Annotated in this window: 25 protein-coding genes; 10 read left to right on the top strand and 15 right to left on the bottom strand. The window is 60.8% G+C overall.

The genetic code is table 11. From position 1 onward, the window contains the following. The first annotated feature begins 63 nt into the window (after positions 1-63). Entirely contained in the window at positions 64-1,044 is a 981-nt protein-coding gene (locus SynPROSU1_RS05005) for a helix-turn-helix transcriptional regulator (RefSeq protein WP_186571762.1), read from the top strand. Here the strand turns inward: SynPROSU1_RS05005 and SynPROSU1_RS05000 are convergent. From SynPROSU1_RS05000 to SynPROSU1_RS04990, 3 genes are read right to left on the bottom strand one after another with little or no spacing between them, the layout of a single operon-like run. Then, positions 963-3,461: a GH116 family glycosyl hydrolase gene (locus SynPROSU1_RS05000; RefSeq protein WP_186571761.1), complete on the bottom strand. Its 2,499-nt coding sequence runs from the start codon at positions 3,459-3,461 to the stop codon at positions 963-965. The two genes, SynPROSU1_RS05005 and SynPROSU1_RS05000, sit on opposite strands and share 82 nt — an antisense overlap. Positions 3,462-3,520: 59 nt before the next feature. Then, a complete protein-coding gene (locus SynPROSU1_RS04995; protein WP_186571760.1) occupies positions 3,521-3,763 on the bottom strand; it encodes a hypothetical protein in 243 nt (80 codons plus the stop codon). Further along, positions 3,760-4,833, bottom strand: coding sequence for a sulfotransferase (locus tag SynPROSU1_RS04990; protein WP_186571758.1), 1,074 nt, complete (start codon positions 4,831-4,833; stop codon positions 3,760-3,762). Before SynPROSU1_RS04990 ends, SynPROSU1_RS04995 begins: the two co-directional genes overlap by 4 nt. Before the next feature lie 32 nt (positions 4,834-4,865). On the opposite strand from SynPROSU1_RS04990, the gene cbiE reads away from it, so the two are divergent. Beyond that, a complete protein-coding gene (cbiE, locus tag SynPROSU1_RS04985) occupies positions 4,866-6,125 on the top strand; it encodes a precorrin-6y C5,15-methyltransferase (decarboxylating) subunit CbiE (protein WP_186571756.1) in 1,260 nt (419 codons plus the stop codon). Between the two features lie 7 nt (positions 6,126-6,132). On the opposite strand, the gene SynPROSU1_RS04980 is transcribed toward cbiE, so the two are convergent. Genes SynPROSU1_RS04980 through SynPROSU1_RS04970 form a run of 3 tightly spaced genes read right to left on the bottom strand, consistent with a single transcriptional unit; the run spans position 6,133 to position 8,165 of the window. Beyond that, the gene (locus SynPROSU1_RS04980) at positions 6,133-6,576 is read right to left on the bottom strand and encodes a DUF192 domain-containing protein (protein ID WP_186571754.1); all 444 of its coding nucleotides are present in this window, start codon (positions 6,574-6,576) and stop codon (positions 6,133-6,135) included. Positions 6,577-6,582: 6 nt separating this feature from the next. Continuing rightward, a complete protein-coding gene (locus SynPROSU1_RS04975) occupies positions 6,583-7,260 on the bottom strand; it encodes a winged helix-turn-helix domain-containing protein (RefSeq protein WP_186571752.1) in 678 nt (225 codons plus the stop codon). Next, entirely contained in the window at positions 7,257-8,165 is a 909-nt protein-coding gene (locus SynPROSU1_RS04970; RefSeq protein ID WP_186571750.1) for an NAD(+) kinase, read from the bottom strand. The genes SynPROSU1_RS04975 and SynPROSU1_RS04970 overlap by 4 nt, the downstream gene beginning before the upstream one ends. Positions 8,166-8,389: 224 nt before the next feature. Between SynPROSU1_RS04970 and SynPROSU1_RS04965 the strand changes: the two genes are divergently transcribed. Further along, positions 8,390-10,303 carry a hypothetical protein gene (locus tag SynPROSU1_RS04965; protein WP_370586249.1) on the top strand — a complete coding sequence of 638 codons (1,914 nt, stop codon included), beginning with the start codon at positions 8,390-8,392 and terminating at the stop codon, positions 10,301-10,303. Positions 10,304-10,349: 46 nt separating this feature from the next. Continuing rightward, positions 10,350-11,270, top strand: coding sequence for a hypothetical protein (locus SynPROSU1_RS04960; protein WP_186571748.1), 921 nt, complete (start codon positions 10,350-10,352; stop codon positions 11,268-11,270). Between the two features lie 26 nt (positions 11,271-11,296). Here the strand turns inward: SynPROSU1_RS04960 and SynPROSU1_RS04955 are convergent, their stop codons facing one another. Both SynPROSU1_RS04955 and pheS read right to left on the bottom strand, forming a co-directional pair. Continuing rightward, positions 11,297-11,908 carry a ferric reductase-like transmembrane domain-containing protein gene (locus tag SynPROSU1_RS04955; protein ID WP_186571746.1) on the bottom strand — a complete coding sequence of 204 codons (612 nt, stop codon included), beginning with the start codon at positions 11,906-11,908 and terminating at the stop codon, positions 11,297-11,299. Between the two features lie 151 nt (positions 11,909-12,059). Beyond that, positions 12,060-13,067: a phenylalanine--tRNA ligase subunit alpha gene (pheS, locus tag SynPROSU1_RS04950; RefSeq protein ID WP_186571740.1), complete on the bottom strand. Its 1,008-nt coding sequence runs from the start codon at positions 13,065-13,067 to the stop codon at positions 12,060-12,062. A gap of 71 nt (positions 13,068-13,138) precedes the next feature. Here pheS and surE point away from each other — a divergent pair, with 71 nt between their 5' ends. Continuing rightward, the gene (gene surE / locus SynPROSU1_RS04945) at positions 13,139-13,948 is read left to right on the top strand and encodes a 5'/3'-nucleotidase SurE (RefSeq protein WP_186571739.1); all 810 of its coding nucleotides are present in this window, start codon (positions 13,139-13,141) and stop codon (positions 13,946-13,948) included. Positions 13,949-14,315: 367 nt separating this feature from the next. Here surE and SynPROSU1_RS04940 read toward each other — a convergent pair whose 3' ends face one another. After that, on the bottom strand, positions 14,316-15,164 hold the full coding sequence (locus SynPROSU1_RS04940) for a phycobilisome rod-core linker polypeptide (protein WP_255444804.1): 849 nt from the start codon (positions 15,162-15,164) through the stop codon (positions 14,316-14,318). A 526-nt stretch (positions 15,165-15,690) separates the two neighbouring features. Continuing rightward, the gene (locus tag SynPROSU1_RS04935) at positions 15,691-16,251 is read right to left on the bottom strand and encodes a DUF3611 family protein (RefSeq protein ID WP_115023707.1); all 561 of its coding nucleotides are present in this window, start codon (positions 16,249-16,251) and stop codon (positions 15,691-15,693) included. Between the two features lie 54 nt (positions 16,252-16,305). Here SynPROSU1_RS04935 and SynPROSU1_RS04930 point away from each other — a divergent pair, with 54 nt between their 5' ends. From SynPROSU1_RS04930 to SynPROSU1_RS04910, 5 genes are all read left to right on the top strand, one after another. Continuing rightward, positions 16,306-17,247 (top strand): bifunctional riboflavin kinase/FAD synthetase, encoded by a 942-nt coding sequence (locus SynPROSU1_RS04930; RefSeq protein WP_186572252.1) that lies wholly within the window; start codon positions 16,306-16,308, stop codon positions 17,245-17,247. Positions 17,248-17,381: 134 nt separating this feature from the next. Then, positions 17,382-18,440 (top strand): thiamine phosphate synthase, encoded by a 1,059-nt coding sequence (locus SynPROSU1_RS04925; protein WP_186571737.1) that lies wholly within the window; start codon positions 17,382-17,384, stop codon positions 18,438-18,440. Positions 18,441-18,443: 3 nt separating this feature from the next. Further along, positions 18,444-18,662, top strand: a complete 219-nt coding sequence (gene thiS, locus SynPROSU1_RS04920) for a sulfur carrier protein ThiS (RefSeq protein ID WP_186571736.1) — start codon at positions 18,444-18,446, stop codon at positions 18,660-18,662. Between the two features lie 18 nt (positions 18,663-18,680). Further along, positions 18,681-19,628 (top strand): DUF1517 domain-containing protein, encoded by a 948-nt coding sequence (locus SynPROSU1_RS04915; protein WP_186571735.1) that lies wholly within the window; start codon positions 18,681-18,683, stop codon positions 19,626-19,628. A gap of 98 nt (positions 19,629-19,726) precedes the next feature. After that, a complete protein-coding gene (locus tag SynPROSU1_RS04910; protein ID WP_186572440.1) occupies positions 19,727-19,885 on the top strand; it encodes a hypothetical protein in 159 nt (52 codons plus the stop codon). 4 nt (positions 19,886-19,889) lie between these two features. On the opposite strand, the gene larB is transcribed toward SynPROSU1_RS04910, so the two are convergent. Genes larB through SynPROSU1_RS04885 form a run of 5 tightly spaced genes read right to left on the bottom strand, consistent with a single transcriptional unit; the run spans position 19,890 to position 23,611 of the window. Then, positions 19,890-20,564, bottom strand: coding sequence for a nickel pincer cofactor biosynthesis protein LarB (gene larB / locus SynPROSU1_RS04905; protein ID WP_186571734.1), 675 nt, complete (start codon positions 20,562-20,564; stop codon positions 19,890-19,892). Next, the gene (locus SynPROSU1_RS04900; protein ID WP_370586278.1) at positions 20,561-20,950 is read right to left on the bottom strand and encodes a TIGR03792 family protein; all 390 of its coding nucleotides are present in this window, start codon (positions 20,948-20,950) and stop codon (positions 20,561-20,563) included. Before SynPROSU1_RS04900 ends, larB begins: the two co-directional genes overlap by 4 nt. A 54-nt stretch (positions 20,951-21,004) precedes the next feature. Continuing rightward, complete coding sequence (trmD, locus tag SynPROSU1_RS04895; RefSeq protein WP_186571732.1) at positions 21,005-22,219, bottom strand: tRNA (guanosine(37)-N1)-methyltransferase TrmD; 1,215 nt, start codon at positions 22,217-22,219, stop codon at positions 21,005-21,007. A gap of 6 nt (positions 22,220-22,225) precedes the next feature. Next, positions 22,226-22,687 (bottom strand): phycobiliprotein lyase, encoded by a 462-nt coding sequence (locus SynPROSU1_RS04890; RefSeq protein ID WP_186571731.1) that lies wholly within the window; start codon positions 22,685-22,687, stop codon positions 22,226-22,228. A 21-nt stretch (positions 22,688-22,708) separates the two neighbouring features. Further along, positions 22,709-23,611 (bottom strand): phytanoyl-CoA dioxygenase family protein, encoded by a 903-nt coding sequence (locus SynPROSU1_RS04885; RefSeq protein WP_186571730.1) that lies wholly within the window; start codon positions 23,609-23,611, stop codon positions 22,709-22,711. Between the last annotated feature and the right edge of the window lie 30 nt (positions 23,612-23,641).

Raw genomic sequence — 23,641 nt, 5'->3', positions numbered from 1 at the left:
GATCAATCTGAGAATTCTCACAACAAATCATCCCAACAGGCGACTTTGACCAACAATTGACCAATGAAGCTCGACTTCAACTCAGCTCGGGGACTCAGCGCGACCCTCCGAACACTCGGCTTTGAGATGGATGTGGCTCAATTGAGCCAGGGCGCTCTCAATGGAGTCTTCCGCCTGGGCGGTTCGCGGCAGCTGCCGGTGTTCTCGATCCAGACCAATCAAGACCTCGTACTTCACGGCAACCGACGGCCTGGCGTTTTGCCCATCAGCTTGAACACCTCCGACCAAAATCCGGTGGTTCGCGGCGAAGAGACGCAGCAGGGCTCCCTGCATGGTTTTCACGCCAGCTTGAGCGATACGTTTGTTCAGCTTCCCGCAGGAGCTCACATCCAGGTGGCGCTCGTCTCCCAAACGCGGTTTGAACAGCTCGCCTGCAGCACCGGCGAGCACCAGGTGCTCGATCTCATTCAAGGGTCGAATTCCGCCAACCTCAGCCCGCAGCGGTTTGCACAGATCAGCGCGTTGATCCAGGCGCAGCTGATGGGGGCCGACCAGGAAGATCTGATTCAAGCGGCGACGCTGGAGGCATTGTCCCCGCAAGAGCTCAGGGGAACAACCAGTGGTGAACTCGGCGTGGGGAGCGCCCTGATGAAAGATCTGGTCAGCTGGGGCTTCGAGAACACCCGCCAAGCCATCAGGCTTGACGATCTAAGCGCGACGATCTTCGCCTCACGCTCCTCCATCGTTCAGCACTGTCGTCAGACCTTTGGCACCGGTCCCATGACTCTGCTCAAACAGATCCGGCTCGCCCAGGTGCAGCACGCCCTGGGCTCTTCAAAGGTGCAACAGGCCATCGGCTGCCGCACGGTGCAAGAGATTGCCTCCCATTACGGCTTTCCAAGCCGCAACCACTTCGCTCGGGATTACCGCAACCAATTCGGGGAATCCCCCAGCGCGACGCTTCAACGGGAATCCGACCCGGGGATGAGACTCCAGTCGGTCTCCGTTGCCCAGAGCCCCCAGATCGCCATGGCCCGGAGGTAGTGGCACGCCCTGTAGGTGTTGACTGCGGTGATGGCTTCAGGGGTGCGGAACTGCAGACCGCCGCCATACACTTGCTCAACCACCGCTGAGCAGATGGCTTCCGCCGTCTGCTTCTCGCCCATCAATCGGTAGTAACTGGCAATCCCGAAGTTGATCCCAGTCCACACCTCCAGGGGGTGGGTGCCATTGGGATCCAACGGTGTTCCATCACGGCGTAAGCCGTTGGCCACCCCCAGGGAACCGCCATCAAAGGCCTCGAAGCAAGCCTCTTTCACGGCTTTCAACGTGCTGCGACTGTTGCTGTCGCTCACCACCGGGGGCAGACCCAACAGCCTTGCGTAGAAATCTCCGCAGAGCTGATCGGCCATCACCACCGGCGTACCGCTCTCGGCATCGATGTCGTAGTACTCGCCATTCCAGAGCAGCTTGTCGAAGTTGCCACGGGATTGCTCCAGCCAACCGCTGAATTCCCTCTGCTCAGCGGAGGTATCCAGACCAGTGCTGAGCTGGAGGGTCTGGGCAATGGCAAGAGCAGCCTCGAGAGCAGCGATCCAGAGAGCACCGCAATAGGCACTCACCCCTTTCAGGGGCCAGTCATCAAAGGTCTGATCCGGAGCCCCACCGTTGTCTGGAAGCCCATCATCGTTGACGTCGAAGGTTTTGAGGTAACGCAGAGCCTCGACAGACGCCGGCCAGCAATCGGCAAGGAAACGGATGTCTTCACCGCTGGGCGCCAGCTTGAACGTGCGCCACACCTGCAGAACAAAATCACTGCCGAGATCTTTCCAGAGGTTGCAGTCCTGATAAGCGGTGTAGTTGGTTGCATCCCAGGGAATTTCGTTGGGAGCCCCCAGATCATGGGGCGTGGCACCCTTCACCTTGCGGTCGGCCTCAACCCGGCCTTTGCCCTGGGTGAAATACCAACCGATCGGCCTCTGGGTGGCATCTGCCGCCGGAATCGCTCGGGCAAAACTGCGCAACACGGCCTTGTCGAGTTCAGGCCAGAGCTGCAGCAGAGCAAAGGATCCATAAAGACGAACATCGAGGCTCTCGTACCAGGCGTAGTCGAGGCACTCCAAAACGCCGAAGCGGCCGTGGGGATCATCGGGTGAGGCCGCGCTCCAGAGACTGCCGCCACTGCAGAGGTCGTAGAGCTCATTGAACAGAGCCATCCGCAGCGGTTCCGGCAGGTCCTGGCGTTGCAGCACCGGCTGCTGCCAGGCCTCAATCTGCTGGCGCCACGTCTGCCAGTCGCGAAGCGCTTCAGCAGCAATGGCAACCGCCTGATTGCCATCAGTACCGAAGAAGTCGGTATAGCGGCGCAGGGCCTGGCTGCCGGTTGCAAAAGCCGTCACGGGGAGATCCCAGCTGATCACCACCGGAATCTCGATGCTCTGCCCGGGTGCCAGCTGACACTGCACCGCCAGCGCTGCACTGAGGGGATCATCGGATCCACTGCGTCGATCATTGTTGCTCTCGGGAATGGAGCCATCGACACTGAAGCTGTCCCAGAGCTCACGGCCATCACCACTGGGATTCCAGCGGCTGCAGCGCTGAATGGTTACACCGGGCTGCTCCACCGTGGCAATGCACCACTGCCCCTCGCCTTCGGCGACGGGTTTGGAGACGTTGCCCTCCAGCACCACTCCCTTGAGGGAACCATCCTCAACGCAACGATTGCGCTGACCGTTGGTCATGCCAATGGCCGGGGCGTAATTGTGCTCCGGGCTGCCGTCATCGCGGAAGTGGACTTCTGCTGAGGCATCAGTGTTGGTGAACCAGCCGGTGCTATTGCGCCAACTCAGCAACAACGACAAGTCCAATGGCTGGTCAGTGGGGTTGCGCAGCGTCCAGACGAACACCGCCACCGGATAGCTGGTGCGCTGGTAGTCACCCGGCAGGATCGGGCTGAAGGCCTCACATCGCACTTCGGCGTCATAGACCCCCTCGTAGCTGGTCCAACTCAGCGGATAACGGGCGGCGTAGGTGCCGGTGCTGCGCTCTGGCGTACTTGCTGGATACCACGTCCAGGCCTTCAGCGGCTGACCAGCCTCCGGACGCGAGGCGTCCTGGTCTGGCTGAACCGCCAGGGCATGGGCCCGCTTGCCCCGTTCGTTTCCCTCAAACAGGGCGAATTGGCAGTCGGGCAAGACACCGAACCAGTGCTCACCGCCATCGAGATGCCAGAGGTTGATGTTGCCGTCGGGAGCTCGACCGAAGCAGCCCGCCCCGAAGCCTCCAAGCGGCATGCCGTGGTTGGGGCCGTCGTCGAGGTTGCTGGCATAGCGCACCGTGTAGGGCTTGTCCCAGCCCAGGCCGAAGGGACGGCTCCAGCAGGCCTCCGGGGGCCGCCATGGCGAGGCTTTGGCGCCGCGGCCCAGCAGGGAGTTCAGAGCGGACCAACCGAACGAAGCCATGCAGGGGCCGAGAGTCGCCCCAGATTGCCAGGTTTGCCGCGATCAGCCAGCGGTTCAGATCAGTTCGCGGACAAGGGTGATGGATTGTCCTCGGCGTCCAGCAGGGCATCCAGCGTGACCGCTGTGCGAACCAAGGCTTGATAGCGCTGCAGGCTGCGGCGGTTCTGATCCAACCAGCGGCCAGGGGCTGCCCCATCGAGGTCAGGCTGATCGGGATCCAGCAAGGGAAGGTCGTCTTCTCGCGCAATCAAGGCGATGACAAGTTCATGCAACCGTTGACGGCGATCGTGGGCTGGGCTCATGCCTCCTCCATCAGGTCGTGCAGGCGCTGTTGCGCTGCGAGGGGCAGGGTCACCGGATCAGCGGTGTAGCTGCGGGCCTGGGCAATCCGAGCCTGCAGCGGTGCTTCCACCAACGACCAACTCCTGAGCCCGAGCTCGTCATAAATCCGCTTCACCGAAGCGAGGGGTTGGCGAACCAACACGTCGTAGGGCAGCTCAAGCAACTGACCCGGAGGGATCCGATGCCGAGACGCCTCAAACGCCTGGAGAAGCTGACCATGGGCCGCCACCGTATCCTCCACCTGGGTCACGGCATCGGGCACAGGCTGGAGCCCCACCAAACCACCCAAACGTTGCTTCACCTGAACCAACGAGCGAATCGAAGCCTGCGGATCACGAGACAGCACCACGAACCGCGCCTTGGGGAAATGCCGCAGCACCAGCTCCACCCGGGCGGAATGAGCACTGTTCTTGATCAGCAACCCCGTCTTGCCCGGGCCGTCGTGGAGCCAGGTGAGCTTGGTGAAGAGCAGCCACTCTCGCTCAAACGCACGGGACAACCCCAGAACGTTGCGACGGAAAAACCATGAATAGGCCCGGGGGAAGGCCATGCCCGCCATGTTGGTGTCCATGGTGAGACGGGCCAGACCAAGCTCATCCTCCTGGGGATCATCCGGCCCCCATGGCACTGCATCAATCGGCCGCTGCCGTGTCATCCACCTTTTGAGTGCTGAACGAAGCAAGGGCTTCAGCAGCAATGCCACCTGCGGGGCCATGGTGAGGCAATTGCGCGCCGTCGCCAGCGAGGGATCACAAGCCAGCAACTGATGCAGATAGGTGGTGCCGCTGCGCCAGTGACCGATCACCACAATCGGATCATCCGGAAGCTCAGCCTTGTGCAGACGACGTGCAAACAGCCATGACTGGATCCACGCCAAAGGCTCAACCAACAGCCCGCTGATCCCCATGAGCAAGCTCACCCTCCAGCAGGAGAGGGACGGGCGGCGCAGCTGCAAACCTTGAAGAAGCACCAACGGGCGGACGAAACCGCCAGCCACCAAGCGATCCGAAAGCAGGTCACTCCGTGCCATGGCCCAACAAACCCTCACACCAGAATGACGGGATGATCGACGTGATCGGCACCGATGCCGGGGCTCCGGCCTCGCTGCCCGCTCCACAGCAGAAGCTGTTACGAGCTGCCACCCTGATCGCAGCGCCGCAACGGTTGCAAGCCGCGCTGAGGGGCTGGTTGGGAGATGCACTGCCGGACCTGATCAGCAGCGATGACCCGCGGGCTTTGGTGGGAAGCCTGCAATCACAACCTGCTGAAAGGTCTGTGGTGGTGCTGGCCAGCGGCGATCCGCTCTGGTTCGGCCTGGGGCGCATCCTTTGCGACCGCATCGGTTCGGAGCGGCTGCGGTTTCACCCCGCCCCCACATCCCTGCAACTGGCCTTCGCCCGCATCGGTCGCCCCTGGCAGGACTCCGACTGGGTCAGCTTGCACGGACGGGACCCCGAGATCCTGGCCAGCGCAATGCAGAAGCGACCGGCTGCCCTGGCGGTGCTGACGGACCCGAACCAGGGGGGCGCCAGCACCGTGCAGCGCATGTTGCGCGGCAGCGGCCTGGAAGCCAGCACGGAACTTTGGCTTTGCGAAAACCTCGGGCACGCCGATGAGCGGGTGCAGCAGATCGCCCCAGGCGCCCCCCTGCCAGATGATCTGCATCCGCTGCTGATTGCACTGCTGATTGCCAGGGAACCTGCAGCACCGGATCCGCACGACCTGCCGTTGTTCGGGCTTGATGACGGGCTCTACCTGCAGCACAGCGATCACCCGGGGCTGATGACCAAGCGCGAGGTGCGCATTCAACTGCTGGCCGACCTCGCCCTCCCGGAGTGCGGCGTGCTCTGGGATCTGGGAGCGGGCACCGGCAGCATCGGCCTTGAAGCTCTGCGTCTGCGTCCACAGCTGCAACTGCTGGCGGTGGAACGTCGTGCCGGTGGCGCGCAACTGATCCAGCGCAATGCACAACGGCTCGGGGTCAACCCCGCAGCGGTGCTGGAAGCAGACGCTATTCAGGTGATGAACGGCACCCTTCCCACGGAGCTCAATCACCCCGACCGTGTGCTGCTCGGAGGCGGAGGGGCGCAACGGGAGCATTTGCTGCAGGAGGTTTTGGCGCGTCTGAGGTCTGGGGGTGTTGTGGTGATTCCCTTAGCGAGCGTGGAAGCGTTGGCCGGCGTTCGGCGGCTGCTTGAGAACGCTGGGTTGGCGGTGCGCGTGCAACAGCTGCAGGCCTGGCGAGGACAACCGCTGGGGGACGGCACTCGGCTGGCTCCGATGAACCCAACCTTGATCGTGACTGGAACGAAGCCGGGTTGAGGCGGCTTCAATCCGAAGCCATGACCGGCTCAATCCGAACGGGGTCGCCGACGGTAATCCCAAGCCGCTGAGCCTCCCCCGCACCGACCTCGATCACCGCATCAACGAAATCAGCCCGTCCGTTGCCATCCGCATCAGCGGCGTAGGAGCGACAAGGCAACGCAGCACAGGTTGGAACAGCCCGGACCAGATCGAGCACGCGTCCATCTCGCACAAAGATCATGTCCAGAGGAGCGAGGGTGTTGAACATCCAGAACCGCTGCGGTTGAGGCGTGGAAAAAGGGAACCACATGCCCCGCAAAGGCGGCAGGGCCGGCCGCCGCATCAACCCCAGCCGCTGTTGCTCCGAACTGCGGGCCACCTCGAGATCGATGCATCGCTGGGGAGCCACACACCAACGGGCGCCAACCGGCAACCACTGAGGGGGAGGCTCAGGGGGCAGAGCATCCATGCCCGCTCAATCCTCCGGCAACACCTGGCCAAGGCAGTAGCCCCGACCGCGAACGGTATGCAGAAGACGGCGCTCGCCGTCTGCCTCCAGCTTCTGGCGCAGATACCGCACATACACCTCAACAACATTGCTGCTGGAACGCTCTCCTTGCCAGACCTCCTGGAGCAACAGGTCGCGACTCAACACCTGGCCACGGCGACACAACAGCACCTGCAAAAGCATGAATTCCCGGGCCGTCAATGCCACGACACGACCTCCCCGTCGCACCATCCGGGTGGTGGGATCAAGACTGAGATCATCCAGCTGAAGCAGCACCGAACGCTCGCCCAGCCGCTGCTGAATCGTGCGGTGCAGGCGCAGACGCAGCAGCAGATCGCTGGGCCCGATGTCCGACAGCCAGAAATCGTCCGCGCCGGATCCCAGACAGGCAGCACGCGCCTCAACGCTGTCGCGTTCCAGATCCAGCAGGATCGGCATGGCCCCAAAGCGTTTGCGCAGGTCCTGAATCAAAGCGGCCTGATTGGCCGCCAGAACGGCAGCCACCGGGGATTCACCGGGTTCAGAGGCATGGGCCGAGGGCCCGGCGCTGAGCCAATCGAGAGTGGCGTACCCCGACGCGGCCAGACGAGGCGCCAGGGACAACGCCGAAGGTCCTGCAAGAAGCAACAACGGCTCAGCGATCATTCCCGCTCAGGCTTGGCGATGTGGGGCAGACCCCAACCCAGTTTGTTGCGCAGCACCTGGAAGAACTCATGGTCGGCGAGGCGAACAAAGTGCACTGGGTGGTCGCTGCGACGAATCAAAACCCGGTCTTCAGGCCAGACGTAGCAACCAGCACTTCCATCTACCACCATCATCAGGCGCTCCGGCGTTGCCGGGAACACCGTGACCGGTTCACGGTCACTGAACACCAGAGCTCGGGACGCCAGGGAATGGGGTGCGATCGGGGTGAGTTGCAGCACCGGACAATCCGGCGTGATCACCGGCCCGCCGGAGCTGAGGGCATAGGCCGTCGATCCCGTCGGCGTGGAGAGGATCACGCCATCGGCAGCAATGTCCACCGGGGCATGGCGACCGATGGCGATCTCGAAATGACACATGCTCGTGAGCGGCTCCCGGTGCAGCGCCATTTCGTTGAGGGACAGCGCCTCCCAGCGGCGCTGGTCACCTCGCATCACACTCACCACGAGGTTGCTGCGTTCCTCGATCGTCCATTGCTGGGTGAGCACCACGTCGAGGGCCCGGTCGAGATCGTCCAGATAGGCCTCGGCCAGAAATCCCAGATGACCGGTGTTGATTGTGAGAATCGGGATCCCGATAGGGGCGGTCTGCCGCGCTGCGGAGAGAACCGTGCCGTCACCACCGAGAACGATGGCCAACACCATCGATTGGTCGAAACCCTCGGGCACACAGGCGCTGTAGCCCCGAAGCCGCAGGTGCTGATCGGGATTGGCAAAGCCCACCATGCCCCCAGAGCTGCTGGCCCGCTCCACGGCATGGCCTGCCGCCTCCAGGCGCTGCTGAATCGTGTCCGCCGTCTGCACCGCCTGCGGCTTGCCGTCATTGACGATCAGTCCGATCCGGGGCACTGATCGCAGCCAGTAAAGAACAGGTTCAGCTTATGGGACTTGGCAGGCGCCCATCCGTCCGTGATCTGGATCGAAACGCTGCGCAAATTTCTTTTTCTACCTAGACCAAAAAAAACGTCTTGACGTCCATGAAAGCCTTCAAAACGCTTGGACAGGTCCTCGCCCTGAGTGCAGTGGCTCTTGGGACAGCAACAGGATCTGTCGAAGCCCGAGGGCAATCAACCTTGAAAGGACAGATCTCCTTGAAGGGGCAGCCCGTGAGTGGCTCATCCATCACCCTTTGGCAAACCCAAGCCGGGCAATCCCCCAAACAACTGAGCACCCAGCGCTCGAACAAAAGCGGTGCATTCAGTGTCGAGGTTCGAGCAACGCAAGGGGTCGTCCATTACCTCTTGGCCCAGGGGGGCGACATCGGCGGATCCAGCGCCGACCAACTCACCATGCTCACGGTGCTCGGCGGAGATGAGCATCAGCAGGTGGCCATCAACGAGCTCACTACCGTTGGTTCGGTTTGGCCCAATGCTCAGCTGCTTGAAGGCACAGCTTTGGAAGGGAGCCAAAGCGCCTTAGCGATCGGATCGAGCCAAGTGGAAAACCTGGTGGACCAGAGCACAGGACGCTTTGGAGCAACGTTGCTGAAGAGCACCAACCTGCTGAATTCTGAGACTGCAGCTCGGATGAATGTGCTCTCAGATCTGATTGCTCTGTGCGGGCAACCGACGCAATCTCGAGCGTGCGATCAGCTGCTAGCACTGACAAATTCAGAGAACACACTCTCGGCAATGACGTCCATTGCCCGTGAACCCTGGAAGAACGCCGGCGCGCTCTATCAGCTGTTCCAAAGCTCTTACCCGATCAACAAAGCGACACAGCTGCGCACAACTGCAACCGCTCCCTATTTGCTGTTTCAACCCAAAAGCTTTTCCCTCTCCCTGGTTTTTGACGGTGGCGGTGCTTTAGGGCTCGGGAAGTTGATGTTTGACGGCAAAGGAAGCATGTGGAGTGGAACCAACTGGATGCCGGGATCTCAATCCGGCGTGGTGAACAACATCGGCGGAGGTGTGACCCACTTCGGCCCCGGTGGCACACCCCTCTCACCAGCGATTAGCGGTTACAACGGCCAAGGCATCAACGGTGTGGGCTGGGGGACCGGCGTCTCAGAAAAATATGCCTGGGTTGGTGCGTTCAACAACATGGTCGGGGTGTTCGACCTCAAAGATGGCAAAGCCCTCGGGCCAGCCACCATTGATGGGGAAGTGGGTCAGCTTCAGGGCGTCGCCACAGCCGCCAACGGAGATGTATGGATTGCCGACAACACCGCAAACCACATGATTCATTTCCCCGGTGGCGATTACACCCAGGGGGAACGAATCACAATTGATGGCCTCCAAGCACCCTTCGGTGTCGCCGTTGACGCGCAGAACAGAGTGTGGGTGAGCAGCAGTTACAACAACAAACTCACCGTGTTCCCAGGGGACGCTCCTGATCAGGCCAAAACGATCGAAGTGAACCTTGGGGCACGTGGTGTTGCCGTTGACTCAACAGGGCACGTGTGGATTGCCCAGCAATCCAATTCCCCTCAAGGGGCACTACCTCCAGGCGCGAAAATGCCGCCCAACATCCCCGCCAATGCACCACAACCCAAGACCATCATGGAGGAATTTGAGGCCGGTGCTGAATACCTTTTGGCCAATCCCAACATCACACAAACTGGCATGGTTGGGTTGATTTCACCCGACATGGAAGTCATCCAACAAGACATCGCCAAAGGCACCGCTTATATCCCCTGGGGTGTGTCCGTCGACGGGAATGACAACGTCTGGGTTGGCAATTTATATGGTCAAAGCTTGACTCACATCTGCGGCGTCAATCCCGCCAAATGCCCCGCAGGAAAAACCACTGGGGATGTGATTCACAACTACCAAAGCGGCGTTATTCAAATGACAACCGATGTGATCGTTGATGACGCTGGAAATCTCTGGAGCGCCAACAATTGGTTCGACGGTGATGTCGTGATCAACCCCACCTACAGGGGACGCACCTCCACATTTGGAGGGGGCCAGGGATTCGTTGTGACCTATGGCGTTGCCGGACCGGTTCAAAACCCCCTCATGGGTCCTGTGCGCAAGTCACGCTGATGGCTTCGTTGTCCTCAATCGCCTGATTCTTCCGTTCCACAACCCGATGCGTCTCAACCGACTGCTTGGCCTCGCCACCGCCTGTTTACTTGCTCCGCTTGCACTGCCGTCACCCGCAGAGGAAGCCTCAGAGAACGACGGCGACACCCGCGTTTATCTGGAGGCCTACGGGTTCTTCCCCCTGGAAACCCACTCCAAAACCACACTGGACAACAACAGCACCAAAGAAACGCTGGATCTCAGCGATGTGTTGGACATGCTCACCGGTGTGTTCAGCGGCAAGGTGGCTGTTGAGAAAGGTCGCTTTGGCCTGCAAGCGGGGCTGGACCATCTCAGCTTCAGCACATCCGAGACGGTCTCGGCCTGGAACAGCTCGAACCCCATTCAGAACGAACGCCACCCGCGCCTGCCGCAGCGGCGGGTCAATTCCAAAGGAACGATCAAGTCGGTCACCGACACCGAGCAAACCATTTTTGATCTGGCCCTGCGCTACCGCGCCGGTGAGATTCAAAAGCCAAAGATGACGCCAGGCTCGGTGAGCTTCATTGGCTTCGCGGGGATGCGGTTGATCGACGCCTCATTGGACATGGACGTGTCGTTCAAAGACGACGTCACCGTCGAAGGAATCCTGCCCTCAAGGCAACTTCAACGCGACATTGCTGATGAAGCCAGTGAGACGTGGCACAACACCTGGGTGCAGCCCCTCGTTGGCATGAACACCACCCTTGCTCTGGGCGAAGACTGGCAAGCCTTCCTCGCCATGGACGCCGGTGGGTTTGGGCTCAATGGCAAACAGGATCTGTCAGGAACCATCGAGGCGGGTGTGGCCTACGCCCTGGGCAATTCCGCCCAGATTTCCCTGGCCTATCGCTACTTCGGTATCGACTACTCCGCCCACAACGGACGCAACGGCTACTCCTCCACACAAAACGGCGTTTCGATGGGATTCCGCTGGTTGTTTGACTGAGCTTTTATTCAGGGAGACCTGAATGTTTATCCACTCACGAGGCTTAAGGGGCTTTTGGGTTTGATGTGACCAACCCAGCGGATCAGCAGGAGAACCAGGGTGAACACAAGAAAAGGTGCATAAAAATAAGCTGGCCCTTTCTTCACATGGCTCACATACGTGAGGGCGAATTCTGCCCAAATCCAATAGGAGCCAATCACGTGCAATCGCTTCCAGTGCTTCATACCCATCCATCGCTGGGCCGCATTCGTCGACGTCAGGGCCATCAAGGCAATCAACAGATACGCCACACCCCCAACCAGCCACTTCCCTGCGGGCTGCTCACTCAGGAATGGATCCGGAAAATCCAGAGACATCGCAAGGATCAAGGCCAGATGAATCGCATGGGACGACGCGAAACTCAGCCCGATCCAGCGCCTGTTCTGAAGCATCCACTGACTCAGGGATGACGGCCAGAGGCGTTGCACACTCGAAGCCACAAAGGCCATCGAAAAGAGAACCAGGGAGCTACGTCCCGTTGCATCGATGCCTGCCGCGACTGACGTTGACGACCAACCAGAGACGCCGAAATGCAGCGCCAGACCCGCCACAATCGTGACCGTCGCTAAGGCCGTCAGTCGCCACCCAAGACGTGCCATCGACTCTCCCCTAAATCTCTTTTTTAAACACGCTGTTCAGGGTTGCCAACGGCAAGTCGAAGACATCACCGAGGAGGGCAGGGAACGGAGAGAAGCTTGCCTCTCTGTTCAAGCTTCAGAGTCAGCGCCTCCGAAAAACAGTATTTGCCCCTCAGAACTGCTCGAGGAAACGTAGATCGCTCGTGTAAAGCCGGCGGATGTCATCGATGCCATGGCGCACCATGCAGAACCGCTCCACCCCCAGACCTGCAGCAAACCCGCTGTAACGCTCAGGATCCAGCCCAAGGCCTTCCAGCACAGCGGGATCGACCATGCCGCAGCCCATCACCTCCAGCCAGCGGCCGCGCCACTGCACATCCACCTCAGCTGAGGGTTCGGTAAAGGGGAAGTAGCTGGCCCGGAAGCGCACCGGCAGGTCGCCGAAGAAGGCCTTCAGGAAGGCCATCACTGTGCCGCGCAGATGGCTGAAATCCAGCCCTTCATCAATGGCCAGCACTTCCACCTGATGGAACACCGGGGAGTGGGTGGCATCAACGGCATCTCTGCGATACACACGCCCAGGAGCAACGATGCGCACAGGCGGGGGATTCTGCTCCAGATGGCGGATCTGCACCGGCGAGGTGTGGGTGCGCATCAGCAGATCAGCCCCGAGGTAAAAGGTGTCCTGCATGTCCCGAGCTGGATGGTCCTCGGGGATGTTCAACGCGGTGAAGTTGTAGTGGTCCTGCTCGACCTCAGGCCCCTCAGCAACGCTGTAACCAAGCCCCAGAAACAGATCAACGATTTCTTCGGTGGTGGTGATCAGTGGATGGCGATGCCCCATTGGCACCCCTGAAGCCGGAGCGGTGACATCCAGGCTTTCCTTGGCAATCCGCTCCGCCATGGCCGCCTGCTTCACGGCCTGAAGCCGCTCACCCAACAGCGATTGCACCTGGGTTTTGAGAACATTGGCGCGCTGCCCCACGAGGGGGCGCTCCTGGCCGGGCAACTTGCCCATGGAACCCAGCACACCGGAGATCCTCCCCTTCTTGCCCAGCAGTCCGACCCGCAGTTGCTCGAGAGCAGCGGCATCGGCCGCCTCGGCGATCTCCGCGGCGGCCTGCTGCTCGAGGGCATCGAGTTGATCGGTGAGCTGCTGCAGGGTGACCGGTGCGCTCACAGGGCTTTGACAGACAGCTGCCGACTGTAAACAGCGGGGCCGCTTAGGTTCACGTCAGTGCCAATGCATCCATGACCCCGCTGCGGATCCTGATCAGCAATGACGATGGGGTCTTCGCCGACGGCATCCGAACCCTGGCCGCTGCTGCTGCTGCCCGCGGCCATCAGGTGACTGTGGTCTGCCCGGATCAGGAACGGTCCGCCACCGGCCATGGCCTCACCCTGCAGACCCCCATCCGCGCCGAGCGGGCCGACGAATTGTTTGCTCCCGGAGTCACCGCCTGGGCCTGCAGCGGCACCCCTGCCGACTGCATGAAGCTGGCCCTGTTCGAACTGGTGAAGGAGAAGCCAGACCTGGTGCTGTCTGGCATCAATCACGGCCCCAACCTGGGAACAGATGTGTTCTGCTCCGGCACCGTTGCCGCAGCCATGGAGGGCACCCTGGAAGGCATTCGCTCACTTGCCGTCAGCAGTGCCTGCTTCCAATGGCGTCAGTTCCAAGCCGCCGCAGACCTGGCCCTGGAAGTGAGTGAACAGGCCATCGAGGACCAGTGGCCCGAAAACCTTCTGCTCAACCTCAACATCCCCCCCTGCACCAGAGAGGACATGGGGGCCCTGCGCTGGACTCGTCTCTCGATCCGGCGTTACAACGAGCAATTCAGCCGCCGGGAAGACCCCCGTGGCCGCGCCTACTACTGGTTGGCCGGGGAAGCGGTGCAGGATTTGGAGTCAGCCGGTGAAGGCCCCCGGGATTGGCCGAGCGATGTGGCCCAGATTCATGCCAATTCCCCCTCACTTACTCCGATCCAGCCCGACCTGTTCTGGCGGGGGCCACTCAGCGGCCTCCCAAATCTCAAGCTCAACGATCAGCTGGTGCGATAGATCGACCTTCAAACAGTTAAGGGATGGGAGTCAGGCACTTTTTGCGCCTGGGAAACAAATGAACAATGTTCTCAAAAAAAACAAGCGTTTGGAACAGCATTCTGCAAAAAAATTCCAGAGGCCAAGCCAACTCAAATATTCAGCATTTTCGGAAAAGAATGTGGCTCTACAAGCCAACACAAACTTGATCGAAGCACAAAGCAACTGAACTGGAGCACGTCTTCGCTAAGCCGAAAGTCCACAGCTCGCGAAGAGGTCAGAGGCCATTCACAAAGACTTCAGCCAGATGTTTTGGCAAGGTTTCTGGCTTGGCATGGGTACAAGCCGCTTGATTGGCTTGCACCCAGGATTGGCTGAAAAGGTCAGGTCAAAGACCAAGGAACATTGCAGGGATTCGGTCGAGTGCGTGAATGCCAAGCATTTGTGACACCACGTTCACGAGCATTCCAGCGAGGTGAGCACCACCCACGAGAGCCAAACCACGCCACAGCTTTTCATAATTTGCGGGTGGCTTACCTCCCAGCCACGCAGCAGACATTTGTACATATTCTGGCGCCGGCGGCACACGAATAGCCATGGATACTCCGCCAGCAAGATTGCTACGGAGCAAGCTATCGCCCCCTTTCGATCGATCACTGCTTGCAAAACCTTGCTCAAGAGCCGCAATGCGAACAAAGTTTTGCATCGACATTCCACTTGCAGAAGTGAACGATCGAACATAAGGAATCGTATTATCCCCAAAGACTTCTGAATACTCCGCAGAATCAATAATGGAGTCAATCAGCCCATCGAACCCATACTCAGATTGGATCGCAGCTGAACTAATAATTTCCTGCTGATCAAGAGGGGGTCGACCAAGCAAATGCTTGAAATTCAACTCAATACCTCTGTAGGCAGAAACTTTAAAGAAATAACGGGATTTATACAACTCACTCTTAGCGAGACGACGAACAAATTCACGAGCACAAAGACGTCCGTCGGCAAATTCTGCTTCTAGAGAATCACAGCGCTCATAGGCCATGACATGTGCATTACCCAGAACCTGCCGGTATGCGGCATCAATACACTCGCGCAGAGCCTCTCTATCTGAGGGGGAAAAACGATCAAACGTCACCCGATGCGGACACTCAACATGGTCCCTTGGACCTACACCAATACGCATCTGCGCACACGATTGCCTCAGATATTCGGCATTCGTCAGAGCGGCTGGACTCATCCCCCTGCGGGCCTGAGACGACGCAAAACCAACGTCCATTGACTTGGACTCAGCGCCGAACCTGTACTTGGGTGAGAGGGAAGCGTTCATTTAAAGCAGAATTACTGAAAGCCTTTGCCAAGCAATTGCGAGCACGAAAGACCGTTGACGGCGCAACTCCAATTGGAGCGCATTGAGAACTTAGTTGTGAAACAACAATTTCCTCTGAACGCGAAAAAAAATTAAATTAAAGAATAATTAGTTATCTTTAGTTTCCTAAAGCCTGGTAGGAGTGGCGAGAAAGCCTTACAGCATCACTGAGAAGTGACTGCTTTGATGATTCAAACAGTCCTGGACGCAAGCCAATTCAGCCTTCAACAGTTCAGCGAGATTTGCGCATCAAGACGTCAAGCGAAGAGCTTTGGCTTGCAACCAAACCCAATCATCGAGGCTCGAGCTGATGCCTCTCGCCCCAGATCAGAACGACGACAAAGCCTTAAGGCATTGATTCACTGATGAAGAGGCAACCGGAGCCAAAGGGATCCATTCATTGCGTGCGATACACCCGTTGCAGCAGCCACAGGGAGAACAACACACCAATCAGATGGGCGAACAGCACCTGGGTGTTGCTGAGCACGGACAGCATTTCCAATGACGTAATCGCCAGGTTGTCGGCCATGCCGCGGCCGCCGATGGCAATACCGGGGGTCTGCATCGAAGCCTGCACGAACAAACTGCCGGCGAGGGCCTGATAGCCGATCGTGGCGAAGGTGAGGCCCAGCAGATCCGCCAGCAGCCCCCGCTTGATCAGCCGTGCCACCTCCCCCCGACTGGGTCGGGCAGCACTGTCGATGGCCCGACCGGCACGGACGATCAGCCAGCCCTGCCAGAGGCTGAACAGCAGCACGAGGAAGGCCAGCGAGGTGAGCGACAGGCCAGGCCCTAGCCCGACAGCGCGTTCGGAATTGCGGGCCAGGCTGCCACCAATGTTGTTGAACAGGAGAACACCCACCACAACGATGCCGAGAACCACCTGAATCCAGAACCGGATCCATCCCATCCGACGCACGCCGAAGGACAACTTCTGGAAATCGAGGCGGTCGGCCATGCCCTGGTGCTCGGTCGTTCAAACTTGCCACCAAAGCGCACCTTCTGCACCTCCTTGATTCCGCTCTGCTCTCCAGAGGAGGCCCGTCGGCCAACAGCCCTCGCCCTGGGGAGTTTTGATGGCCTCCACGCGGGCCATCGGCGTGTGATCGATGAGGCCATCCAGGGCATCCCAGAGGAGGCAGTTCCCTCGGTGGTGAGCTTCTGGCCCCATCCCCGTGAGGTGCTGTTCGGCGAAGCACGCCTGAGGCTGGATCTGCCGAGCGAAAAACTCGCCCTGCTTGCCCCTCTTGGCATCCAGCAGCTCGTGCTGGTGCCCTTCACCCGAGAGCTCGCTCAGCTGAGTGCGGAAGAATTTGTCAAAACCGTTCTATTGAGCACCCTTCAGGCCAGGCGCATTGCGGTGGGCACCAACTTCCGCTTCGGCCATCAGCGGCGGGGCGACGCCGAGATGCTGGAACGGCTCGCCGCTCGAGGGGGCGTTGAGGTAAAGGTTGTGCCCATCGTTGAAGACGGTGAGGGCCGGATGAGCAGCAGCAGAATCCGCGCGGCCCTCGAGCAGGGAGATCTAGAGGCAGCCAAAGGCTTTCTTGGCAGGGCCTACCGCTTTCAGGGTCGGGTGGTTCGGGGCCGAGGCCTGGGGAGAGAACTGGGCTGGCCCACCGCCAATCTCCAGGTGGATGGCCGCAAGGCCCTGCCAGGGCTTGGCGTCTATGCCGCCTGGGCCCAACTGGATGGAGAGGGCGATCGGCTGCCGGCCGTGATGAACCTTGGCCCCCAACCCACAATCGATCCCACATCTCCCTCTGCCGTGGAAGTGCACCTGCTGGATCAGAGCCTGGAGCTGGAGGGGCGGCACCTGGGCGTCGAGCCGGTGCAGCGCCTACGCGGCCAGACCAAATTCAGTGGTCTCGAGGAGCTCAGCAGCCAGATCGGCCGCGACGCAGCCCAAGCCCGCGAGATCCTTCAGACCGGCTCTCAGGCCACGGTCGGATAGGCATTCACCAGGCCCCAGACGATGAACACGCCGATGCCACCGAGAAGAACGATTCCCCAGACCAGAACGTGCATGGTGCTTTCAGAACCACCGTTCTCCATGACCGACGCAGAAACCGTTGCCCACAGGGTGCCATGAATCCGACCCCAAGCGAGACCTCCCTGGATACACGAGTGGCACGCCTGATCGATGCCAACCTCGACCGTGCTCGGGAAGGCCTGAGGGTTGTCGAGGACTGGTGCCGCTTCGGCCTGGAGCAGCAGGACCTGGTGGTGCGCCTCAAGGACTGGCGACAACGGCTGGGACGGCTCCATCACGACAGCTACAAGCAAGCCCGCTCCACCAGCACCGACACCGGCGCCGGACTGGAGCATCCAGCCCAACTCGAGCGCCACAGCCCAGATCACGTGGTGGCGGCCAACTGCGCCCGGGTGCAGGAAGCGCTGAGGGTGCTGGAGGAGTACGGACGCAACATCGACCCTGCCCTGGCCGCTGAAGCCGCTGTGATCCGCTACGGCCTCTACGACCTGGAGGTGGCCTGCCTCAACGCCACCCTGCGGGCCAGGCGACGCACCAAGCTTCAGGACTGTCGCCTCTGCCTGATCACAACCCCCTGCGATGACCTGAGCGATCGGGTGCAGGCCGCCCTGCAGAACGGGGTGAGCATGGTGCAGTACCGCTGCAAAGCGGGGAACGATCGCGAACGCCTGCAAGAGGCCCAGCAGCTCCGGCAGCTCTGCACCCGCTTCGGGGCGCTGCTGATCATCAACGACCGTGTTGATCTGGCCCTGGCGGTCGATGCAGATGGGGTGCACCTGGGCCAGGAGGACATGCCCAGCGAGGTGGCACGCGCTCTGCTGGGTTCCGCGCGTCTGCTGGGCCGCAGCACCCACAGCATCGATCAGGTTCATCAAGCTCAGCAGGAGCCGATCGACTACCTCGGCTTCGGCCCCATCCACTCCACGGCAGTCAAACCCGAGCGATCCGCTGTTGGCCTGGAGTCGGTGCGTGATGCCACGGCGACCAGCCAACGCCCCGTCTTCGCCATTGGTGGGATCACCTCTACCAACCTCCCGGCTTTGATTGCAGCTGGTGGCCAGCGCGTGGCGGTGATCGGCGCAATCATGCATGCAGATGACGTCGGGCAGGCCTCTCGGCAACTGCTCCAGCACCTGGACCACGCCACGTTCTGAACCATGCCTCTCACCCTGATGGTCAACGGTGAAACCCGCGAACTGGATCCAGCGCCGGAACCCGCCAGCCTGGCGGCCGTTGTTGCCCAGCTGGCCAACAACCCCCAGTTGGTGGTCGCCGAGCACAACGGGGTCATCGCCCCCCGCAGCCGTTGGGACAGCATCCTGGTGAAGGATGACGACACCCTTGAGATCGTCACCATCGTGGGTGGTGGTTCCTAGAGTCTCCAGACCGATGCTGTGGGCGCTGCTGTGGCCACCCCCCGACTGTTGACACGACCCCGACGACTGCTCGCATCACTGCTGCTGCCTGTTGTGCTTGTGGGGCTCTGCCTGTTCCAGGCACAACCAGCCGATGCTGCCCGCGGTGGACGCATGGGAGGGGGTAGTTTCCGAGCTCCCTCGATGCCCCGATCCAGCGGCGGTAGCTACGGCGGTGGGTATCGCGGTGGTGGTTACCGCGGCGGGGGAATGGGCTTCCCCTTCATCATTCCGATCTTCGGCTTCGGTGGCGGTGGTCTGTTCGGGCTGCTGATCCTGATGGCCATCGCGGGTGTGCTGGTCAACGCCGTCCGTGGCGGCGGCGGTGCCCCAGCCATCGGTGGTGCTGCAGCAGCTCCAGCCATTCCGCGCAACGTGAACATGATTCAGGTGCAGGTGGGGCTGCTGGCCAGTGCCAAATCCCTGCAGGATGATCTGCGCTCTTTGGCTGCCTCCTCCGACACCAGCAGTTCAGCCGGACTCCAAAGGTTGCTTCAGGAAACAACCCTGGCTCTGCTGCGCCAACCGGACCTCTGGGTCTACGCCAATGCCGAGAGTGGAAGCGTTCCCTTCAGTTCCGCTGAATCGACCTTCAATCGCCTCTCCATGAACGAGCGCAGCAAGCTGGACGCTGAGCTCACCAGCAATGTCGGTGGTCAGCGAATGAGCGACACCAGCAGCAGCGCTGGCGAGGCAGATGCCACCAACGAATTCATCGTCGTGACGCTTCTCGTCGCGTCAACGGCAACGGCAAAGCTCGGTGGAGCCGACACCGGGGAAGATCTGCGCCAGACCCTGCGCATTCTCGGTTCCACGGCTTCTACTGAACTCATGGCCCTTGAAGTGATCTGGCAACCGGAGGGCCGAGGTGATGTGCTCAGCGCCAATGACCTCGTCACCGCATATCCCAACCTGCAGCACCTCTGAAGAACTAAAGATTTTCTTCGCCGATTTCCAGGTTTTCTGGGTATTCCTTCTCAGGAATCAGTCTTAATTTGCTGATAACCAAATTTGGACTTCCGGCGTTGGCTCCCGACCCCCGCTCCATGGAATGGCAACAGGATGGTGAGCTGGCTCGGGCTGATCTCGATGCCCTTGTGAATGCACTGCAGCGCGTGGAGTGCGACCACAACTCTGCCGAGCTGCAGCGACTGGGCCAGATTGATCCAACTGCTGCTGCCTGAGCAATCAAAGCGATTCGGCGGAATCGAATCCTTTCAGGATCCGCAAGGCAGCCATTGCGGCGCCATAGCCGTTGTCGATATTCACCACCGTCAAACCCGGGGCACAGCTGGCGAGCATCCCTTCCAAAGCGGTCCGCCCCCCTGCGCTGATCCCATAACCGACGGAGACCGGGACGCCAATCACCGGCTGAGAGACCAGACCAGCCAGCACCGTCGGAAGTGCACCCTCCATCCCCGCACAGGCGATCAGGATCCGCGCCGTCTCAAGACGGGGAAGTTGATCGAGAAGCCGATGCAATCCCGCCACGCCCACGTCCATCACAGGATCCACACCGATGCCATGGCAACGCAGGGCGAGAGCGGCTTCAGCCACCACAGTGCGATCACTGCTGCCTCCACTCAGCACCACCACCTCAGCGGGAGGCGGTGGCACAGAAGGCAGAGAGCCCAACGTCAGGCAGCGGGCATCAGGGTGCAGCTCAACCTCCGGCAATGCCTCGCACACCCGTGCCGCTTTGGGGGGATCAACCCGGGTCACAAACCCCAATTCCCCTGCTGCGGCGAAGGTCTCGAGGATGGCGATGATCTGATCTGCCGATTTGTGTTCCCCCCACACGGCCTCGACCATGCCCAACCGCTGGCGGCGCCGCAGATCGAGGCGAGCATCAGGAGTGTTCACTGCGGCAACAGTTCCCCCTCAAACACCAGAGGGAAGGGATTGCCCTGGTTGTCTCCCGTTTGCTCACGGGCCAATGTCTCGAAGCGCTCCTGAACCCGCTCCACCTCGGCAGGAGAAATGGATTTCCAAGCTTCACGACTGCTCCAACGAATCAGCAGCGTCCCCTCCTCTGTTGCCGGATCCCAGAACAGATCACGACCCAAAAATCCAGGCTGCTGATTCAGCCAAGGCTCCCAGCTGCCGCGTTCCGCAACCATCCAATCCTCACGACTCTTCTGGGGCACCTGGAGCCGCAAGTGCTCAATCACAGCAACCTCGCCATCCCCCTGAGGGTCTGCCCATGCCTGATCACGTGCCTCCGAAAGCCCTCCCAACAACAGAACCAGCGCCAAACAAGGTCCGATGACCCTAAGCAAAACAAGCCTGAGTCGATGCACGGTTCAGCTCCGCTGCAGAAGGGCGACAGCCTGGCAACTGATGCCCTCTTCCCGTCCCTCAGGCCCCAAGCCTTCGTTGGTGGTGGCCTTCACACCCACCGCGTCTGCGGCAATTCCAATGGTTGCCGCCATCGTGCTGCACATCTCCGCAATATGCGGCTTGAGCTTGGGACGCTCGGCAATCACCACCGCATCGATGTTCACCACCGACCAGCCGCGCTCCTTCACCAGCTTCACCACTTGATCCAGGAGCTTCAAGCTGTCGGCCCCTTTCCATTGGGGATCCGTGGGAGGGAAATACTTGCCGATATCACCAAGGGCGAGGGCCCCGAGCAACGCATCCATCACGGCATGCACCAACACATCGGCATCACTGTGACCGTCCAGGCCAAGACCATCGGGATGCTCCAGGCTCACGCCCCCCAGGATTAGGGCCCGACCGGGCACCAGCCGATGGATGTCGTATCCGTTGCCGATGCGCAGCTCCATGCCGAGGTCTAAGGGGTCGAAAGGGACATCCATTGTTGCGGCCTGCCAGCGTGCCAACAGGTCGGGCCGCCGTTCGCGGGTGCGCTGCTCCCGCTGCTCCTGACGCCACCGAGCGATGGCACCGTGGTCGCCGCTGCGCAGCACATCGGGGACGGTCATGCCGCGAAAGTCAGCGGGGCGTGTGTAGTGCGGGTGTTCGAGGAGGAGTGCACTGTGGCTTTCCTCCACCAGCGAATCAGCCGTTCCCACCGTGCCGGGAAGCAGACGAACAACACCGTTGATCACCGTCATCGCCGGCAGCTCACCGCCGGTGAGGACGAAGTCACCCATCGACACCTCCTCATCCGCCAGGCCGCGAATCCGCTCGTCGAACCCCTCGTAGTGTCCGCAGAGGAAGACCAGTTGATCGTGGTCGGTGGACCAGCGCTGCAAATCCTGCTGCTGCAGGGGACGCCCCTGTGGTGACATCAACAACACCCGGCTGCGGGAGGTGCGGGGGATGGCCTCCATCGCCGCGAACACCGGTTCCGGCTTGAGCACCATGCCGGCGCCGCCGCCGTAGGGCTCGTCATCCACCTTCCGATGGCGATCCGTGGCGAAGTCCCGTGGATTGTGCAGGTGCAACTCGGCAAGTCCCGCCTTGAAGGCACGCCCGATCACCCCCAACTCCAGCAGAGGGGCAAATGCCTGCGGCGCCAGACTCACCACATCAAGGCGATAGGGCGCCATGCCGCCTCAGGCCGCGGGTTTGGACACCCTTCGGATGTCCGTGCAGAAACTGCCCTGAACCGGTGTTCCCTGCGCATCAACGGCTGTGGTGCTTCTCAGGCGCAGGTTGACCCGCGTGAACCAAATCCTCTCCTGAACAGACACCCCGTCGGGCCGGCTGAGGTTCAACTCCATGCTGCCGTCGGGCCAGAACCGCCAGTTTCCAGGGGCATCACCATCAAGAATCAGTTGTCCATCAGCGGCAAAGGTGAGAGTGCTGCTGGTCCCGCCAGGAGCCTGAACCTGCAGTTGACCAAGAGCACCCTGCTCTGCCACGCAGCGGACGGTGAGTTCACCCCGTTCACTGCTATGCCAGTCGTCATCACCTCCGGCAGCCAGCTCAAAGCAGCTGCGAAGGCTCATCCACTCCCCGTCGCAGAGGTTCAGAAAGGAGGCAGGATCTTCCGGAGGAAAGGCTTGTTCGCTCATCAGAGCATTCTCTCAGCCGGGTCACCAGCCGATGGGGAGAAAGGGGTAAGGACGGTTCCAGCCATAGAGCGCAAGCCGCTGCTGTCCCTGGGCGGCGGCACCACGACGGTGAAAGCCGAAGACATCCGCAAGCACCAGGCTGTTCGCTGGGCAGGTCAAGGCAACGGGGTTGGGCAGGCCCAGCTCTGCCAGGGACTCTTCACGAATGCGGAACGATCCGGAGACATCCGGCTGCCGCCGTTGTTCAGCGGCAGCGGTGGCCGTGGCCTGCTCCCAACGCAGTCGAGGCGCATCGAGGCGATGGCTGCCCGGCACGTACTCAAAGGGTCCGTCCTGCCATTGAACCGGCCGCAGAAAGAACCAAAACTTGAGAGCACGAAAGAACGTGTCGCGATGCAGATCCTTCTGCAAATCGTGCGTGCGGGTCTCCTCGCCATGCACCGTCAGGTAGATGTCCAGCTTGCGGGGATTCATGGGCAGGCCAATGATCTGGCGCGATCCCTCATGGAGCCGCTGATCGCGGGAAAAGGCAGCAGCCCGAGGCATCTGCTCGGGGTCGATGTGAAAAAAACGGTTGAGGGTTCCACCATCAAAACGGTCAAAACCTCCAGGGAAGGGTTGTTTCGGGTGAAAGCCAGGCCGGTTGTTGTCTGGTGCCGGATGCGAGCGTGACGCGGAGCTAACCACAGCCTCCACCTCGTCACGCAAGGCATCAAAGTCCTGCTGCGGCAGAAAGTTCTCGAGCACCACAAAGCCATCCCGCTCCAGGCTGGCCAGCTGAACTGGCCGAAGCAGACGTCTCCAGAGGCAAAGCGTCTCCGCCAGCTGGACGCGGTGTCGATGCAGCTGCCAGCGCCGGTTCAGGCCAGGGTGACCCACCCATGGATCCCGAAAGGTCTTGGTGCGGGTTAACAGCGAAAGCATGAGCGCGACATTACGCGCTCAAGGAATCGT

Origin of the sequence: Synechococcus sp. PROS-U-1 (genome assembly GCF_014279755.1) — a bacterium.
Taxonomy (GTDB): Bacteria; Cyanobacteriota; Cyanobacteriia; order PCC-6307; family Cyanobiaceae; genus Parasynechococcus.
Note: the sequence above shows the minus strand (reverse complement) of the source record. Positions and strands in the feature narration are given on the sequence as shown.

Bases quoted from the DNA above. Each gene is read 5' to 3' on its own strand.
- SynPROSU1_RS05005 (WP_186571762.1), top strand. From the start codon at position 64: ATGAAGCTCGACTTCAACTCAGCTCGGGGACTCAGCGCGACCCTCCGA.
- SynPROSU1_RS05000 (WP_186571761.1), bottom strand. From the start codon at position 3,461: ATGGCTTCGTTCGGTTGGTCCGCTCTGAACTCCCTGCTGGGCCGCGGC.
- SynPROSU1_RS04995 (WP_186571760.1), bottom strand. From the start codon at position 3,763: ATGAGCCCAGCCCACGATCGCCGTCAACGGTTGCATGAACTTGTCATC.
- SynPROSU1_RS04990 (WP_186571758.1), bottom strand. From the start codon at position 4,833: ATGGCACGGAGTGACCTGCTTTCGGATCGCTTGGTGGCTGGCGGTTTC.
- cbiE (WP_186571756.1), top strand. From the start codon at position 4,866: ATGATCGACGTGATCGGCACCGATGCCGGGGCTCCGGCCTCGCTGCCC.
- SynPROSU1_RS04980 (WP_186571754.1), bottom strand. From the start codon at position 6,576: ATGGATGCTCTGCCCCCTGAGCCTCCCCCTCAGTGGTTGCCGGTTGGC.
- SynPROSU1_RS04975 (WP_186571752.1), bottom strand. From the start codon at position 7,260: ATGATCGCTGAGCCGTTGTTGCTTCTTGCAGGACCTTCGGCGTTGTCC.
- SynPROSU1_RS04960 (WP_186571748.1), top strand. From the start codon at position 10,350: ATGCGTCTCAACCGACTGCTTGGCCTCGCCACCGCCTGTTTACTTGCT.
- SynPROSU1_RS04955 (WP_186571746.1), bottom strand. From the start codon at position 11,908: ATGGCACGTCTTGGGTGGCGACTGACGGCCTTAGCGACGGTCACGATT.
- surE (WP_186571739.1), top strand. From the start codon at position 13,139: ATGACCCCGCTGCGGATCCTGATCAGCAATGACGATGGGGTCTTCGCC.
- SynPROSU1_RS04940 (WP_255444804.1), bottom strand. From the start codon at position 15,164: ATGAGTCCAGCCGCTCTGACGAATGCCGAATATCTGAGGCAATCGTGT.
- SynPROSU1_RS04935 (WP_115023707.1), bottom strand. From the start codon at position 16,251: ATGGCCGACCGCCTCGATTTCCAGAAGTTGTCCTTCGGCGTGCGTCGG.
- SynPROSU1_RS04925 (WP_186571737.1), top strand. From the start codon at position 17,382: ATGAATCCGACCCCAAGCGAGACCTCCCTGGATACACGAGTGGCACGC.
- thiS (WP_186571736.1), top strand. From the start codon at position 18,444: ATGCCTCTCACCCTGATGGTCAACGGTGAAACCCGCGAACTGGATCCA.
- trmD (WP_186571732.1), bottom strand. From the start codon at position 22,219: ATGGCGCCCTATCGCCTTGATGTGGTGAGTCTGGCGCCGCAGGCATTT.
- SynPROSU1_RS04890 (WP_186571731.1), bottom strand. From the start codon at position 22,687: ATGAGCGAACAAGCCTTTCCTCCGGAAGATCCTGCCTCCTTTCTGAAC.
- SynPROSU1_RS04885 (WP_186571730.1), bottom strand. From the start codon at position 23,611: ATGCTTTCGCTGTTAACCCGCACCAAGACCTTTCGGGATCCATGGGTG.